This window comes from Streptomyces sp. ML-6 (assembly GCF_030116705.1).
In the GTDB taxonomy this organism is placed as follows: domain Bacteria; phylum Actinomycetota; class Actinomycetes; order Streptomycetales; family Streptomycetaceae; genus Streptomyces.
The window spans coordinates 3524734-3539434 of the sequence record NZ_JAOTIK010000001.1 but is presented as its reverse complement, the minus strand read 5'-3'; the positions used below and the strand labels follow the sequence as shown (position 1 = coordinate 3539434).

Below are 14701 nucleotides of genomic sequence, written 5' to 3'. Positions count from 1 at the left end.
GTACCGGTCACCGGTCACCGGCCGGTGACCGGTACGGAAGCCGTCAGCGCACCTCGCTGCGCCCGACGACCGTGCCCGCCCGGTCGATGCAGATGACGTCCACCGCCACCGGGGCGCCCCGCAGGACCGAGAGCGCCTGGTCCCGGGCCGCCACGGCCACCAGGTCCCCGAGCGGGACGCCCCGCGCCTGGCACGAACGGAGCGCGGCCAGGCCCGTGTTCGCGGTCGCCACCTCGGCCGCCAGCGCCTCGTCCGCACCCCCGCGCCGGGCCAGTCCGGCCAGGAACGCCTTGTCGACCTGGGACCGGGCCGAGTGCAGGTCGAGGTGGCCGGCGGCCAGCTTCGACAGCTTGGCGAACCCGCCGCAGACGGTGAGCCGGTCCACCGGATGACGGCGCACGTACTTGAGCACCGCGCCCGCGAAGTCGCCCATGTCGAGCAGCGCGATCTCCGGCAGCCCGTACTCGGCCACCACGGTCCGCTCCGAGGTGGAACCCGTGCAGCCGGCCACATGGGTGTGCCCGGCGGCCCGGGCCACGTCCACGCCGCGCCGGATCGAGTCGATCCACGCCGAGCAGGAGTACGGCACCACCACGCCCGTCGTGCCCAGGATCGACAGGCCGCCCAGGATGCCGAGGCGCGGGTTCCAGGTGGAGCGGGCGAGCTCCTCCCCGTCGTCCACGGAGACGGTGACCTCGACGTCCCCCGAACCCCGGTGCTCCGCCGCGACCAGGGCGATGTGGTCGCGGATCATCTGCCGAGGCACGGGGTTGACCGCCGGCTCCCCGACGTCGAGCGGCAGGCCGGGCAGGGTGACCGTGCCCACGCCCGGACCGGCCCGGAACACCACGCCCGCGCCCGGCCCCAGCCGCCGCACGGTGACCCGGACGAGGGCGCCGTGCGTCACGTCGGGATCGTCGCCCGCGTCCTTCACCACCCCGGCCGTCGCCCGGTCCGCCGCCAGCTCCTCCACCGCGAGCGCGAAGGCGGGCGTCTGCCCCTTGGGCAGGGTGATCGTCACCGGGTCGGGGAAGTCACCGGTCAGCAGGGCCGTGTACGCGGCGGTGGCCGCCGCGGTCGCACAGGCCCCGGTGGTCCAGCCGGGCCGCAGACCGGTGTGCTTCAGTTGGGCGCTGCGCCCGCCCTTCGCCTCACTCATGGATGGATCCGATGCACGTACTCGTTCTCGGCGGGACCACGGAGGCCCGCCGCCTCGCCGGACTGCTGGTGGGGACGGCCCCGGCGGGGGCCCGGGTGACCAGTTCGCTCGCCGGCCGGGTGGCCGGTCCGAGGCTTCCGCCGGGGGAGGTCCGCATCGGCGGTTTCGGCGGGGTCGACGGCCTCGCCGCGTGGCTGCGCACGCACCGGGTGGACGCGCTCATCGATGCCACCCATCCTTTCGCCGGGACGATCAGTTTCAACGCGGCCGCTGCCGCCGCCGCGACCCATGTTCCCCTGCTGGCGCTGCGCCGCCCCGGCTGGGTGCCCGGTGACGGCGACCACTGGCACCAGGTCGACTCGCTGGCCGGGGCCGCGGCGGCCCTGCCCGCGCTGGGGCGGCGGGTCTTCCTCACGACCGGGCGGATGGGGATCGCCGCCTTCGCCGGGTCGGACCCGCTGTGGTTCCTGATGCGCTCGGTGGACGCCCCCGACCCCGGCACGCCGTGCCCCGCGCGGATGGAGGTCCTGCTCGACCGGGGCCCGTTCACGCTCGAAGGGGAACGCCGGCTGATCGACCGTCACCGCATCGACGTCCTCGTCACGAAGGACAGCGGGGGCGGGGCCACGGCACCCAAGCTCACCGCGGCCCGCGAGGCGGGCATCCCCGTCGTGGTGGTGCGCAGGCCGCCCGTGCCACCGGGCGTGCCCGTCGTCGAGGCCCCGGAACCGGCCGTCGCCTGGCTGCGCGAACAGCCGACGATCCACTGGCCCTGACCGGCCGTCGTACGGGGCCGGTCGTCGTATGGGTATCGGGTACCGGGTCCCGGCCGTCCGCCGGGACCCGTACGCGCTCAGCCCTCCGGGTAGCGGCGGGGCGTCCAGACGATCTGCTCGCCGTCGCCCCCGCCGTCACCACGCCGTACCCACCGGGTCTGCGAGGAGCCGACGAGCAGGATCGTCCGCATGTCCACCTCGGCGGGGTCGAGATCGGCCAGGCGCACCGTCCGTACGCTCTCGGCCGGCCCGCCCACGTCCCGGCCCAGGACCACGGGCGTGTCCGGCGAGCGGTGTTCGAGCAGCAGGTCGCGGGCCTTGCCGACCTGCCAGGTCCGGCTGCGCGAACCGGGGTTGTACAGCGCGAGCACCAGGTCCGCCGAGGCCGCCGCGCGCAGCCGCTCCGCGATCACCTCCCACGGCTTGAGCCGGTCGGAGAGCGATATCGTCGCGTAGTCGTGGCCCAGCGGCGCACCCGCCCGCGCGGCGGCGGCGTTGGCCGCCGTCACCCCCGGCAGCACCCGCACCGGCACCTGGGCGTACTCCTCCTGCGACGCCGCTTCGAGGACGGCCGTCGCCATGGCGAAGACCCCCGGGTCGCCGCCGGACACCACGGCCACCCGCCGGCCGCGCCGGGCCAGGTCGAGGGCGAACTCGGCGCGCTCCGACTCGACCTTGTTGTCCGAGCCGTGCCGCACCTGCCCCGGACGGACCGGCACCCGGTCCAGATAGGTGGTGTAGCCGACCAGGTCGTCGGCGGCGGCCAGGGCCCCGCGGCTCTCGGGCGTCAGCCACAGCGGCCCGGCGGGCCCGGTGCCGACGACGACCACCTCGCCGCCGCCCGGCGCGTTCCCCGGACGCGGCGCGTCGACCCCGCTCGGCAGGACCGCGACCGCGAAGTACGGCACCGACTCGGGGTCGACCCCGGCCAGTTCGGCCCGGCGTTCCCCGGCCATCGTGGCGCGCTCGACGTAATGCGCCTCGGACAGCCGCCCGGACGCCTCGAAGGCCCGGCGCACGGCGGGGAAGGTGCGCCCCAGCTTCATGACCACGGCCGCGTCGGTGGCGGCGAGCCGGGCCGTCAGCTCCTCCTCCGGCAGGGTGCCGGGCAGGATCGTCAGCACCTCCTCGCCCTCGGCGAGCGGGGTGCCGAGCCGGGCCGCGGCGGCGCTGACCGAGGTCACCCCCGGGATCACCTCGGTGGGGTAGCGGTCGGCGAGCCGCTTGTGCATGTGCATGTACGAGCCGTAGAAGAGCGGGTCGCCCTCGGCGAGCACCGCGACCGTGCGACCGGCGTCCAGGTGCTCCGCCAGCCGCGCCGCCGCCTGCGCGTAGAACTCCTCCATCGCGCCCCGGTAGCCCCCCGGGTGGTCCGTGGTCTCCGTCGTGACGGGGTAGACCAGCGGTTCCTCGATGTGGTCGGCGCGGATGTGCGCCGCCGCGATGGACCGGGCGATGGACCGCCCGTGCCGGGCGCTGTGGTACGCGACGACGTCCGCCCCGGCGATGATCTCCACCGCGCGCACGGTCATCAGGGCCGGGTCGCCGGGGCCAAGCCCGACCCCGTACAGCCGGCCGGTCTGCTGCTCGCTCACGGTCACTCTTCCTCGCTGGCGATGGCGTTGAGCGCGGCCGCCGCCATGGCGCTGCCGCCGCGCCGGCCGCGCACGATCAGGTGGTCCAGGGCGGACGGGTGCGCGGCCAGGGCCTCCTTGGACTCGGCCGCGCCGATGAAGCCGACGGGCACCCCGATGACGGCCGCCGGGCGGGGCGCGCCCTCCTCGATCATCTCCAGCAGCCGGAACAGGGCGGTCGGCGCGTTCCCGACGGCGACCACCGAACCCTCCAGCCGGTCGCGCCACAGCTCCAGGGCCGCGGCGCTGCGGGTGGTGCCCAGCTCCGCCGCGAGGCCGGGCACCGCCGGGTCGGACAGGGTGCACACCACCTCGTTCGCCGCGGGCAGCCGCTTGCGGGTGACGCCGCTGGCGACCATGGCCACGTCGCACAGGATGGGCGCACCGGCCCGCAGCGCCGCCCGGGCACGGGCCACCACGTCCGGGCTGAAAGCGAGATCGCGTACGAGGTCGACCATGCCGCAGGCGTGGATCATGCGGACCGCGACCTGACCGACATCGGCGGGCAGACCGGACAGGTCCGCCTCTGCGCGGATCGTGGCGAAGGACTGGCGGTAGATCGCCGGTCCGTCCTTCTCGTACTCGTGCACGGCTTCTTCGCTCTCTTCAGGGGGTCATGGGATCGGGGAGTCACGGGTCACGGGGCAGGAAGTCGTGGGGGCACGGGGGCGTGGAGCGGTCGGGTCCGGAGGCCGCGAGGTCGTCGGTCAGATGGGCAGGCCGCGCGTGCCACGGGCCGCCGCCACCGCGGCGGCGAGCCGGTCGGAGCCACCTGAGTCGCCGGAACGGCCTGAGCCGCTGGGGTTTTCGGGGTTCTCCGGGTTCTCTGGGACATCGTCCGGTACGAGAGAGTCCCGTACGAGGGAGACCCGGTACCCGTCGGGGCCGGCGACGACGTCGACCCACTCGCCCCGGGGGTGCCCGCACCGGCGTTCGCACCCGGACCAGTACACCGGCAGGGCCCCCACGGGCCCCAGCGCTGCCGCCGCGTCGGCCCGCACGTCGGCCAGCGACTTCGCGCAGCCCGGCCGTCCGATGCAGGCGCCCACCCCGGTCCAGGGGGAGTCGGGGCCGGTGACGAGGCCGGTGGCGCCCAGCTCGTCCAGCAGTTCCGGGGCCCGCGGCCGGGCCACCCCGGGGACGACGATCCCGCGCCACGGCGTCAGGCGCAGTTCGCCGTCGCCCCGGCGGGCCGTGTCCGTCAGCGTCCGCCACTGCTCGGCGGTGATGCGGCCCAGGGGCACGCCCACGGACAACGCGGCGGTGCCGTGGGGGGAGTTCACGATGCCCGGCGCGGGGCCGGTGCGACTGGTGCGATTGGTGGGGACGTCAGGGGCGTCAGGGGTGTCGGGGGCGCCGGGGGTGCCAGAGGTCTCCGGGGCGGTGACGAGCCCCGCCCGGCGCAGTCGGTCGGCGACTTCGGCGTGGAGGCGCTCGGCCCCGCCGGGCAGGTCCGCCACCCGCCACGCGCCGTGGTCGCGCGCCCGTTCCAGGAACGTCCCGGCGGTGAGGAGGGCGGCCTGCGGCGCCCGTTCGCCGGGGATCCGGACGGTGGCCCGTGCCGTGCCGATCCGCAGCAGCGCGGCCCCGTCCCGCTGTGCGACCAGGGTCACATCGGCGCCGAGCGCCGCCACGTCGCCGCGCCCGTCGTCGAGGGCGAAGAGGAACCGGCCGGACAGGCCCGCCGTCCCGTCGTCGGCGCACAGCAGCGCGTCCAGCCCGGACAGCCAGGGACGGACGTCCCCCGCCCCCGATCCGTCGAGCCCCGAGAGCGGGGACGCCACCACGTTGCGTATCCGTTCGTGGCGGGCGGAGGGCAGCAGCCCCGCCCCGCCCAGCCGACGGGCCAACTCGGCGCCGCAGTCCGGGCCCAGGCCGCGCAGCTGCACGTTGCCGCGCGAAGTGAGATGCAACTCACCGTCGCCCAGCTCCTCGGCGGCCCTGCCCAGCGCGTCCGCCTGCGCCGCGTCCAGCACGCCGCCGGGAACCCGGACCCGGGCCAGCGCGCCGTCGTCCGCGCCGTGCAGCCGCAGCGTGCCGGGGCAGGCGTCGTCGCGGTCCCGGGGAGACGGGTCTCCCGGGGGCGGGGACGGAGCGACCGGCGAAGACATGGCGGCGAGCATACCGACCGCCCCATCGGAACCGTATGTCCCCCAATGGTTGGCCCCCCGCTCCCGCTCCCCGGCCCCCGCCCCCTCGTCCCGCCCCGCCAGGTGAACCGGCCCCCGCCCCTCACCCCCGCTCCCCCTCACCCCCGCTCCCCGACCCCCGGCCACCGGTCGGCCGTACTATGCCCCGGGGGTGTTCGTGGTGCCCCGCCCCGCGGCGGGGCACCACGAACACCCCACCGACGGGCCATCCGGCACGTCGACAGGGGAGGAAGCCCGGTGAGAATCCGGCGCGGTCCCGCCACTGTGAGCCCGGCCCACCGGCCGGGCGAGTCAGGAACTCCCTTCCCCGAGCGCTCGGTCCGTGCCGAGCAGGGGAGACCCATTCCGACACCGCCCGGGGCGTGGACACCCCGAGGAAGGCCAGACGCCGCATGATCCTGCTCCTGTCGACGTCCGACACCGACCTGCTCAGCGCCCGCGCCTCCGACGGCCCGGTCCCCTACCGCTTCGCCAACCCCTCCCGGCTCCCGCTCCAGGACCTGCCGGAACTCCTGGAGGGCGCCGAACTGGTCGTCGTCCGTCTCCTCGGCGGGGTACGCGCCTGGCAGGACGGCCTCGACCAAGTCCTCGCCACCGGACGCCCCGTGGTCGTCCTCACCGGCGAACAGGCCCCCGACGCCCAGCTGATGGCCGCCTCGACGGTGCCCATCGGCATCGCCGCCGAGGCCCACGCCTACCTGGCCCACGGCGGGCCGGCCAACCTGGACCAGCTCGCCCGCTTCCTCTCCGACACCGTCCTGCTCACCGGTCACGGCTTCGCGCCGCCCGCCCCGGCCCCCTCCTGGGGACCGCTGGAGCGCACGCCCCGGCGCACGGACGGCCCGACGGTCGCCGTCCTCTACTACCGCGCCCACCACATGAGCGGCAACACCGCGTTCGTCGACACCCTGTGCCGCGCCGTCGAGGACGCGGGCGGCCGGCCCCTGCCGCTGTACGTCGCCTCGCTGCGCACCCCCGAACCCGAACTCGTCGAAGCCCTGCGCGACGCCGACGCGATCGTGACCACCGTGCTCGCCGCGGGCGGCACCCGGCCCGCCGAGGCATCGGCCGGCGGCGACGACGAGTCCTGGGACGCGGGCGCCCTCACCGGCCTCGACGTGCCCGTGCTCCAGGCGCTCTGCCTCACCGGCTCGCGCGCCGACTGGGAGGGCAACGACGAGGGCGTCTCCCCGCTGGACGCCGCGAGCCAGATCGCCGTCCCCGAGTTCGACGGCCGCCTGATCACGGTGCCGTTCTCGTTCAAGGAGATCGACGCGGACGGCCTGCCCGTGTACGTCGCCGATGCCGAACGCGCCGCCCGCGTCGCCGGGATCGCCGTACGGCACGCCCGGCTGCGCCACATCCCGGCCGCCGAGAAGCGGATCGCGCTCGTCCTGTCCGCGTACCCGACCAAGCACTCCCGGATCGGCAACGCCGTCGGCCTCGACACCCCCGCCAGCGCCGTCGCCCTGCTGCGCCGCCTCCGGGCGGAGGGCTACGACTTCGGCACGGAGGAGGTCCCCGGGCTCGCGTCGGGCGACGGCGACGAGCTGATCCGCGCGCTGATCGAGGCGGGCGGCCACGACCAGGAATGGCTCACCGAGGAGCAGCTGGCCCGCAACCCGGTCCGCATCCCGGCCGCCGACTACCGGCGCTGGTACGCGACCCTGCCGGCCGAGCTCCGCGAGGCCGTCGAGGAGCACTGGGGGCCCGCCCCCGGCGAAATGTTCGTCGACCGGTCCCGCAACCCGGAGGGCGACATCGTCCTCGCCGCCCTGCGCCGCGGCAACCTGCTGATCCTCATCCAGCCGCCGCGCGGCTTCGGCGAGAACCCGATCGCGATCTACCACGACCCGGACCTGCCGCCCTCGCACCACTACCTGGCCGCCTACCGCTGGATCGCCGCCCCGGCCGACGACAACGGCTTCGGCGCCGACGCGATGATCCACCTCGGCAAGCACGGCAACCTGGAATGGCTGCCCGGCAAGAACGCCGGGCTCTCCGCCGCCTGCGGCCCCGACGCCGCGCTCGGCGACCTCCCGCTGATCTACCCGTTCCTGGTCAACGACCCGGGCGAGGGAACCCAGGCCAAGCGTCGCGTGCACGCCACCCTCGTCGACCACCTCGTACCGCCGATGGCGCGCGCCGACAGCTACGGGGACATCGCCCGCCTCGAACAACTCCTGGACGAGCACGCCCAGATCGCCGCGATGGACCCGGCGAAGCTCCCGGCGATCCGGGCCCAGATCTGGACCCTGATCCAGGCCGCCAAGCTCGACCACGACCTGGGCATCGAGGACCGTCCCGAGGACGAGGGCTTCGACGACTTCATCATGCATCTCGACGGCTGGCTCTGCGAGATCAAGGACGTCCAGATCCGCGACGGCCTGCACGTCCTGGGCGGCGCCCCCGCCGGTGCCGACCGGGTCAACCTGGTGCTCGCGATCCTGAGGGCTCGTCAGATCTGGGGCGGCACCGCCGCGTTGCCGGGACTGCGCGAGGCGCTCGGGCTCGACGAGTCCGCCGCGACCCGGGTCACCGCCGACGAGGCCGAGGAACGGGCCCGCGCCCTGGTCCAGGCGATGGAGGACGCCGACTGGTCCCCGGACGCCGTCGCCGGGGTGGCGGCCGGACATCCGCAGGCCGTCGCCGACATCCTCGCCTTCGCCGCCCGCGAGGTGGTGCCGAGGCTGGCCGCCACGACCGACGAACTCGACCACGCGCTCCACGCGCTGAACGGCGGATTCGTTCCCGCCGGACCCTCCGGCTCCCCGCTGCGCGGCCTGGTCAACGTGCTGCCGACCGGGCGCAACTTCTACTCCGTCGACCCCAAGGCGGTGCCCTCCCGGCTCGCCTGGGAGACCGGCCAGGCCCTCGCGGACTCGCTCCTGGAGCGCTACCGCGCCGACAACGGCGACTGGCCCACCTCGGTCGGCCTGTCGCTGTGGGGCACCAGCGCGATGCGCACCGCGGGCGACGACGTCGCCGAGGCCCTCGCACTGCTCGGCGTCCGCCCGGTGTGGGACGACGCCTCGCGGCGCGTCACCGGCCTGGAGGCGATCCCGCCCGCCGAACTCGGCCGCCCGCGCATCGACGTCACCCTCCGCATCAGCGGTTTCTTCCGTGACGCCTTCCCGCACACCATCGGCCTGCTCGACGACGCGGTCCGCCTCGTCGCCGCCCTGGACGAACCGGCCGAGCAGAACCACGTACGCGCCCACGCCCAGGCGGACCTGGCCGCCCACGGCGACGAACGCCGCGCCACCACCCGCATCTTCGGCTCCCGCCCCGGCACGTACGGCGCCGGACTGCTCCAGCTCATCGACTCCCGTGACTGGCGCACCGACGCGGACCTCGCCGAGGTCTACACGGTGTGGGGCGGCTACGCCTACGGCCGCGAACTGGACGGCCGCCCGGCCCGCGAGGAGATGGAGACGGCGTACAAGCGGATCGCGGTCGCCGCCAAGAACACCGACACCCGCGAGCACGACATCGCCGACTCGGACGACTACTTCCAGTACCACGGCGGCATGGTCGCCACCGTCCGGGCACTGCGCGGCACCGCCCCGGAGGCGTACATCGGCGACTCCACCCGCCCCGAGACGGTCCGCACCCGCACCCTGGTCGAGGAGACGTCCCGGGTCTTCCGCGCCCGGGTGGTGAACCCCAAGTGGATCGAGGCGATGCGGCGGCACGGCTACAAGGGCGCCTTCGAACTCGCCGCCACCGTCGACTACCTCTTCGGCTACGACGCGACGACGGGCGTGGTCGCCGACTGGATGTACGACAAGCTCACCGAGACGTACGTCCTGGACCCGACCAACCGCGAGTTCCTCCAGCAGGCCAACCCCTGGGCCCTGCACGGCATCGCGGAACGTCTCCTGGAGGCGGAGTCCCGCGGCATGTGGGCCGAGCCCGACCCGGAGATCCTCGCCGCCCTGCGCGAGGCGTACCTGGAGACGGAGGGCAACCTGGAGGGCGAGGACTGACCTCCGCGTGCGCGCCCGGGGCCGCCCGTCCCACCGGACGGGCCCCGGGCGGTCACTCCTGGCCGGAAGTTCCCGTGGTGCGGGTCATGTTGAAGGTGGGGCCGAAGAAGTCTCGCCCCTGGAGCACCGGGCCGTTCTGGGTTCCGCCGCTGACGGAGTTGTGCACCTCGCCGCCCGGGGAACCGGACCGGGCCTGCCGCCACCACTCCTCCAGCAGCACCCGGAACTCCCCGTCCAGGGCCGCCCGTACGCCGAGGGCCGTGGCCAGGGCCTGGGCGCGCAGCGGGTCGGCGGGATCACCCTCCAGCGCGGCGGCTTCCAATTCGCCGGAGCTGATCCGGGGCGCCCCGTCGTCCTCCGCTCCCTGCGCCGAACCCCGCCGGAACGGGCGCCGCACCAGTGCGGTGAGCCCCTGCCAGGTCTGCCGTCCGGCTTCGCTGCCGATACTGCCGGCCAGCGCGGCGAGGGCTGCCGCGGTGATCGGGTCCATGCTGGGGCCTCCTCGGTCGGAGTCGGATCGTCCTCACCCTAGGACGGTCGCCCGGGGCGGTGGAACGGTTCCGGCACATCCGGCACCTCCGGCCCCGGACACGGCCGACGGCGCCCCGACGGAACACCCCCCTCCGGACCAGGGGGTCCAGTACGGTGACCATGGACCGGAGAGGCCCGGGAGGCGGTGGGTTCATGAGCATGCGGAGCGAGCCGGAACACCCCGCGCCGGAGCAGCCTGTTCCGGAACGGCCTGCTCCGGCGGGGATCACCAACAGTTTTCCCGGTACGTCCGACGGACAGCTGGTCCAGGCGGGAAACGTGCACGGCGGCATCACCTTCAACTACCAAGCGGTGCAGGAGAAGCCCGCCGGTCGCCGCCCCGACCAGGTACCGAGACCACCGCGCGGCTTCGTCGACCGCGAGGAGCCCCTGGCGGAGCTGGACGACTTACTCGGCCACGACGATCCGGACGGCTGTCCGATCGGCGTCTTCAACGGGCTCCCCGGAATCGGCAAGACGGCCGCCGCCTGCCAGTGGGCCCACAAGAACCGGCCGCGCTTCCCCGGCGGGCAGCTCTTCGTGGACTTCGCCGGGCTGCGGGCCGGCCCCGGCGCGGACGTCTCGGAGGCGCTCGCCCGCTGCCTGCGCGCCCTGGGCGTGCACGAGCCGTACCTGCCGGCCGGCCTCGCCGACCGCACGGCCCTGTACCGTGACCTGTCCGCCGAGCGGCGGATGCTGGTGGTCCTGGACGACGTGACCCGTCCGGCCCAGGTCACCGCCCTCCTGCCGCAGGGGCCGGGCAGCGCCGTACTGGCGACCAGCACCTGGCGGCTCGGGGAGCTGGTCCTCGACGGAGCGGCCCTGCTGCAACTCGACGTCCTGGACGACGAGAACGCCCTGGAACTGCTGTCGGTGCTCTGCGGCCCCTCGCGGATCTCGGACGAACCGGAGGCCGCGGCCCGACTGGTCGAGCTGTGCGGCGGTCTGCCGCTGGCCCTGCGCATCTGCGCCGCACGACTGGTGACCCACCGCCGTCTGACGGTCGGCGCGCTGGTCGACGAACTGTCCGACGAGCAGAGCCGCCTCGGCCGCATCGTCGTGTCCTCAGCCCACGAGGAGCGCACCGTGTCCGCCACTCTCGAACTGGCCTACCGGGACCTCCCCGTCCCCGCCGCACGCATGTACCGGGCCCTGGGCTTCCTGCCCGGCCTCAGTTTCGACACCGCCGTGGCGGCGGTGGCCGCCGGACTGCGGTCGGCCGACGAGGCCCAGGAAGCACTGGACGTACTGGAAACCGCCAGCCTGCTGGCCGTCATGGACGACCGCAGATACGTGCTGCACGGCCTGGTCCGGCTCCACGCCCGGGAAACCGCCCGAACCCTCGACCCGCCCGGGACCGAACGGGACACGGTCCGCAGGATCGCCGGCCACTACCTCGCGCTGACCACGGCGGCGGACCACGCCATCCGGGCCGACCGGTTCCGGGTCCCCGTACCCGCCGACGAAACCGGCACGGCCGATGTACCCGCGGATCGGACCGGTACGGCCGCCCCGGCCGCCACGGCCGCTTCCGAACCGTTCGCCGACGCGGCCGATCCCGGACCGTTCATCGACGCGGCCGATCCCGGCGGCGCCGCGATCAACTGGATGGAGGCCGAACGGGCCAACATCCTCGCCGTGCTCAGGGCCGCCTCCGGGTTCGGCCTCGACCGGCCGGTGTGGCGGACGGCCGAGGCGTTCACCGCCCTCTTCTTCCACCACCGGCACCTCGCGGACTGGCGGGAGTCGCTCGAACTGGGCGCCGAAGCGGCACGGCGGGACGGGAACCCGGCGGCCGAGGCACGGCTGCGCAGCCTGCTGTCCCGGCCACTGCTCGACCTGGGGCAGGACGATCGGGCCAAGTCGGAGCTGGACAGGGCCGAGCAACTGGCCGTGGAGTCGGGGCAGCCGGTGCTCCAGGCATCGGTGCAGGAGTTTCTCGGCCGTTACTGGGACCTGCACGACCCGGCCCGAGCGGTGGACGCGTACCGCACCTCGCTCGCCCTCAACACCGAGGCGGGGGAGGAGCGGGGCCAGGCCCTGGCCCACTACTTCCTGGGCCGCGCGCAGAGCGCGTCCGGCGACCACACCACCGCCCTGGCCGCCCTCGACCAGGCCCGGGAGGCGTTCCTCGCCCTGCGGGACCGGCGGATGGCGGCCCGGGCGCTGGCCGACACCGGCCGGGTCCTGGCCCGGCAGGGCGCCCGCGTGGAGGCGGTGGCGGCTCTGTCCCGGGCCGCCGACGACCTGAACCGGAGCGAGGCCTCGCACTACGAGGCCCAGGCGCTGGAGGACCTGGCAGACCTGCTGGTGGACGACCCGGACGCCGCCCGGCGCTGCCTGCGCCGGGCCCTCGCGGTCTACGAGGAGGGCGGCAGCCCGAGGGCGGCCGAGGTCCTGGCCCGGCTTGCCCCCGGCTGATCCGAGGCGCCTGCCCGGCTTGCCCCCGGCTGATCCGAGGCGCCTGCCCGGCTTGCCCCCGGCTGATCCGACCGGAGCCGCACCTCGCGGAGCAGCAGCCGCTGCCGGCACGCTCCGTGCCGCAGGACCAGCGCCGTGCCGTCCACCGGCACACCGAGACGCAGACAGGAGTAGACAGCCGCCGCGGCAGTGCCGGGGTCGAGGCCCGGCAGGCCGGTGGCGCGGACATGCACACGCCGTCCGTCACGCAGCCCGAGAACACAGCCGTCCTCACTGGTCAGCGCGGCGATCCGGGCGCCCGGAAAGTCGGCCAGAAGATCCGTCGCGCGAAGGAGGCCCGCCTCCGGGGCGAGGATCTCCGACGCCGAGCTCACGACGGCGGCACTCTCGACGAGACGGGTGTCCGGCTCATCGACATCGCAGGCCAGGTGCCAGAAGGAGGTCTCGTCCTCGGCGGTCTCCTCGGCCAGCGCGGCCGGGAAACGGCGGACCTCCACCTGCAATTCGTCCCCGGCGCTCCGGGCGACGGAGGTGTGCACCATCAGCGACAGGGCTCGCGCGGCGTCCGGGGCGGGGAGGGGGAACACCTGCGGACCCCGGGCGGGCCGCTCGGGCCGGGCCAGCCCGAGCAGGTCGTAGACCAGCGCGCGCAACCGGGGCAGGGCCTTCCCCGGGTCCGCGAAGGCCCCGGCGGTGATCGCCTCGTACCGGTCCGCCCGGTGACCGGCCGTCGCCGCCTCCAGCTGTGCCCGCAACGGCTTTCCCGCCTCCAGCGGTTCCGCGACGGTACGGAGCGCGTGCCCCGCCGTACCGGGAACGGCCTCCGAACCGAACGTGCCGAGCAGGACCGGACGCCCGAGCGCCGCGCCGTAGAGCGTCACCGACCCGTGATCCCCGATCACCAGGTCGGAGGCCACCAGGGTTTGCTGCCAGCCGTCCGTGGGGTCGACGGCGATCAGGCCGGCCTCCAGCGCGCTCTGCTGCATGACCCGGACCTGCCAGGAGCCGTGGCCGGACCAGACGTTCGGATGCAGGACCAGGGCCACCCGGAACTCGTCGGCGGGGAGCTGGGCCAGAAGATCCGCGGGGAGCCCCGGCCACGACCCGGCGAGCGACTCCTCGCCCCAGGTCGAACTCACGAGGACCAGTCGCTGGCCGGGAAGCACCCCGAGGGCGGAGCGGTAGCGCTCCCGCCACCGGACGCTGGCCCGGAGCCGGTCGAGGCAGGGGTCGCCGACGAGCACGGTCCTTCCGGCCGCGCCGGGGTGGGCGGCCGCCAGCTGGGCCTCCTGGTCCGGATGGGACACCGCGAGCCAGGCGCGCCGGGCCGTCAGGAGGTCGTCATGGACCAGACCGGAAAGCCTGGTGCCCGGCCCCGCGGAATCGGGGACCTGTTTGTGGAAGCCGACCCCGTGCGGCAGCACCAGCACCGGATAGTCGCCGGGCGGCACCTTGATGTTCTCGGAGGCGGAGATCAACAGGTCGGGCGAGAGCTCCGCGAGCTGGGGCCATGGCAGGGTGCGGCATCCCGACGCCCGGAGCAGGTCGAGCACGCCGTCGTTGAAGGCGGACGTCGGATCGTACGCGAACACCACGGTGATCCGCGGATCGTCGTGCACGATCTCGGGCACCACGTCCAGCACGCGGACCAGCGAGGTCACCGTCCTCGCGGCGACCACCAGCGTCCGCTCGCTGCCGAAGGTCCGCCAACGCGCGGCGTCGGGCCCCACGGGGACGAGAATGCGCTCGTCGGACTTCATCGCACACCTCCGCCCGACCGCAGGATCGCACACAACCTGGTCGGACGGCTCCCGGCTCCCGGCTCCCGGCTCCCGGCTCCCGGCTCCCGGCTCCCGGCTCCCGGCTCCCGGCTCCCGGCTCCCGGCTCCCGGCTCCCGGCTCCCGGCTCCCGGCTCCCGGCTCCCGGCTCCCGGCCAGCCTTCTAGCATGCCCATGGGTGCTTGGCAACCGTTTCACCACCTTCTTCCCCCGGAAGGCTACTTGCCGGACGGGGCCCGGACAGCCGAAGTACTGAAGCCGA

The 14701-nt window shown here is 74.8% G+C and carries 9 protein-coding genes and 1 riboswitch; of the genes, 3 read left to right on the top strand and 6 right to left on the bottom strand.

The window, feature by feature from the left end; translation table 11 throughout:
• Window positions 1-43: 43 nt before the first annotated feature.
• The gene (locus OCT49_RS15470) at window positions 44-1159 is read right to left on the bottom strand and encodes a cobalt-precorrin-5B (C(1))-methyltransferase (RefSeq protein ID WP_283852467.1); all 1116 of its coding nucleotides are present in this window, start codon (window positions 1157-1159) and stop codon (window positions 44-46) included.
• A gap of 11 nt (window positions 1160-1170) precedes the next feature.
• Between OCT49_RS15470 and OCT49_RS15465 the strand changes: the two genes are divergently transcribed.
• Window positions 1171-1935, top strand: a complete 765-nt coding sequence (locus OCT49_RS15465; protein WP_283852466.1) for a cobalt-precorrin-6A reductase — start codon at window positions 1171-1173, stop codon at window positions 1933-1935.
• 77 nt (window positions 1936-2012) lie between these two features.
• Here the strand turns inward: OCT49_RS15465 and OCT49_RS15460 are convergent, their stop codons facing one another.
• The 3 genes from OCT49_RS15460 to cobG all read right to left on the bottom strand — a co-directional run bounded on the left by OCT49_RS15460 (window position 2013) and on the right by cobG (window position 5692).
• Window positions 2013-3536 carry a precorrin-2 C(20)-methyltransferase gene (locus OCT49_RS15460; protein WP_283852465.1) on the bottom strand — a complete coding sequence of 508 codons (1524 nt, stop codon included), beginning with the start codon at window positions 3534-3536 and terminating at the stop codon, window positions 2013-2015.
• Complete coding sequence (locus tag OCT49_RS15455; protein WP_283852464.1) at window positions 3533-4159, bottom strand: precorrin-8X methylmutase; 627 nt, start codon at window positions 4157-4159, stop codon at window positions 3533-3535. The genes OCT49_RS15460 and OCT49_RS15455 overlap by 4 nt, the downstream gene beginning before the upstream one ends.
• A 117-nt stretch (window positions 4160-4276) precedes the next feature.
• Entirely contained in the window at window positions 4277-5692 is a 1416-nt protein-coding gene (cobG, locus tag OCT49_RS15450) for a precorrin-3B synthase (RefSeq protein WP_283852463.1), read from the bottom strand.
• Window positions 5693-5945: 253 nt separating this feature from the next.
• Window positions 5946-6020: riboswitch (cobalamin riboswitch) on the top strand.
• 91 nt (window positions 6021-6111) lie between these two features.
• Between cobG and cobN the strand changes: the two genes are divergently transcribed.
• Window positions 6112-9708 (top strand): cobaltochelatase subunit CobN, encoded by a 3597-nt coding sequence (cobN, locus tag OCT49_RS15445; protein WP_283855810.1) that lies wholly within the window; start codon window positions 6112-6114, stop codon window positions 9706-9708.
• A gap of 52 nt (window positions 9709-9760) precedes the next feature.
• Here the strand turns inward: cobN and OCT49_RS15440 are convergent, their stop codons facing one another.
• Entirely contained in the window at window positions 9761-10198 is a 438-nt protein-coding gene (locus tag OCT49_RS15440) for a hypothetical protein (protein ID WP_283852462.1), read from the bottom strand.
• 194 nt (window positions 10199-10392) lie between these two features.
• Here OCT49_RS15440 and OCT49_RS15435 point away from each other — a divergent pair, with 194 nt between their 5' ends.
• Window positions 10393-12660, top strand: a complete 2268-nt coding sequence (locus OCT49_RS15435) for an ATP-binding protein (RefSeq protein ID WP_283852461.1) — start codon at window positions 10393-10395, stop codon at window positions 12658-12660.
• Here the strand turns inward: OCT49_RS15435 and OCT49_RS15430 are convergent.
• Window positions 12600-14420, bottom strand: a complete 1821-nt coding sequence (locus OCT49_RS15430; RefSeq protein WP_283852460.1) for a CDP-glycerol glycerophosphotransferase family protein — start codon at window positions 14418-14420, stop codon at window positions 12600-12602. The genes OCT49_RS15435 and OCT49_RS15430 overlap by 61 nt on opposite strands.
• Between the last annotated feature and the right edge of the window lie 281 nt (window positions 14421-14701).

Coding starts and splice junctions, on each gene's coding strand:
- OCT49_RS15470 (WP_283852467.1), bottom strand. CDS start 1,159: ATGAGTGAGGCGAAGGGCGGGCGCAGCGCCCAACTGAAGCACACCGGT.
- OCT49_RS15465 (WP_283852466.1), top strand. CDS start 1,171: ATGCACGTACTCGTTCTCGGCGGGACCACGGAGGCCCGCCGCCTCGCC.
- cobG (WP_283852463.1), bottom strand. CDS start 5,692: ATGCTCGCCGCCATGTCTTCGCCGGTCGCTCCGTCCCCGCCCCCGGGA.
- cobN (WP_283855810.1), top strand. CDS start 6,112: ATGATCCTGCTCCTGTCGACGTCCGACACCGACCTGCTCAGCGCCCGC.
- OCT49_RS15440 (WP_283852462.1), bottom strand. CDS start 10,198: ATGGACCCGATCACCGCGGCAGCCCTCGCCGCGCTGGCCGGCAGTATC.
- OCT49_RS15435 (WP_283852461.1), top strand. CDS start 10,393: ATGAGCATGCGGAGCGAGCCGGAACACCCCGCGCCGGAGCAGCCTGTT.
- OCT49_RS15430 (WP_283852460.1), bottom strand. CDS start 14,420: ATGAAGTCCGACGAGCGCATTCTCGTCCCCGTGGGGCCCGACGCCGCG.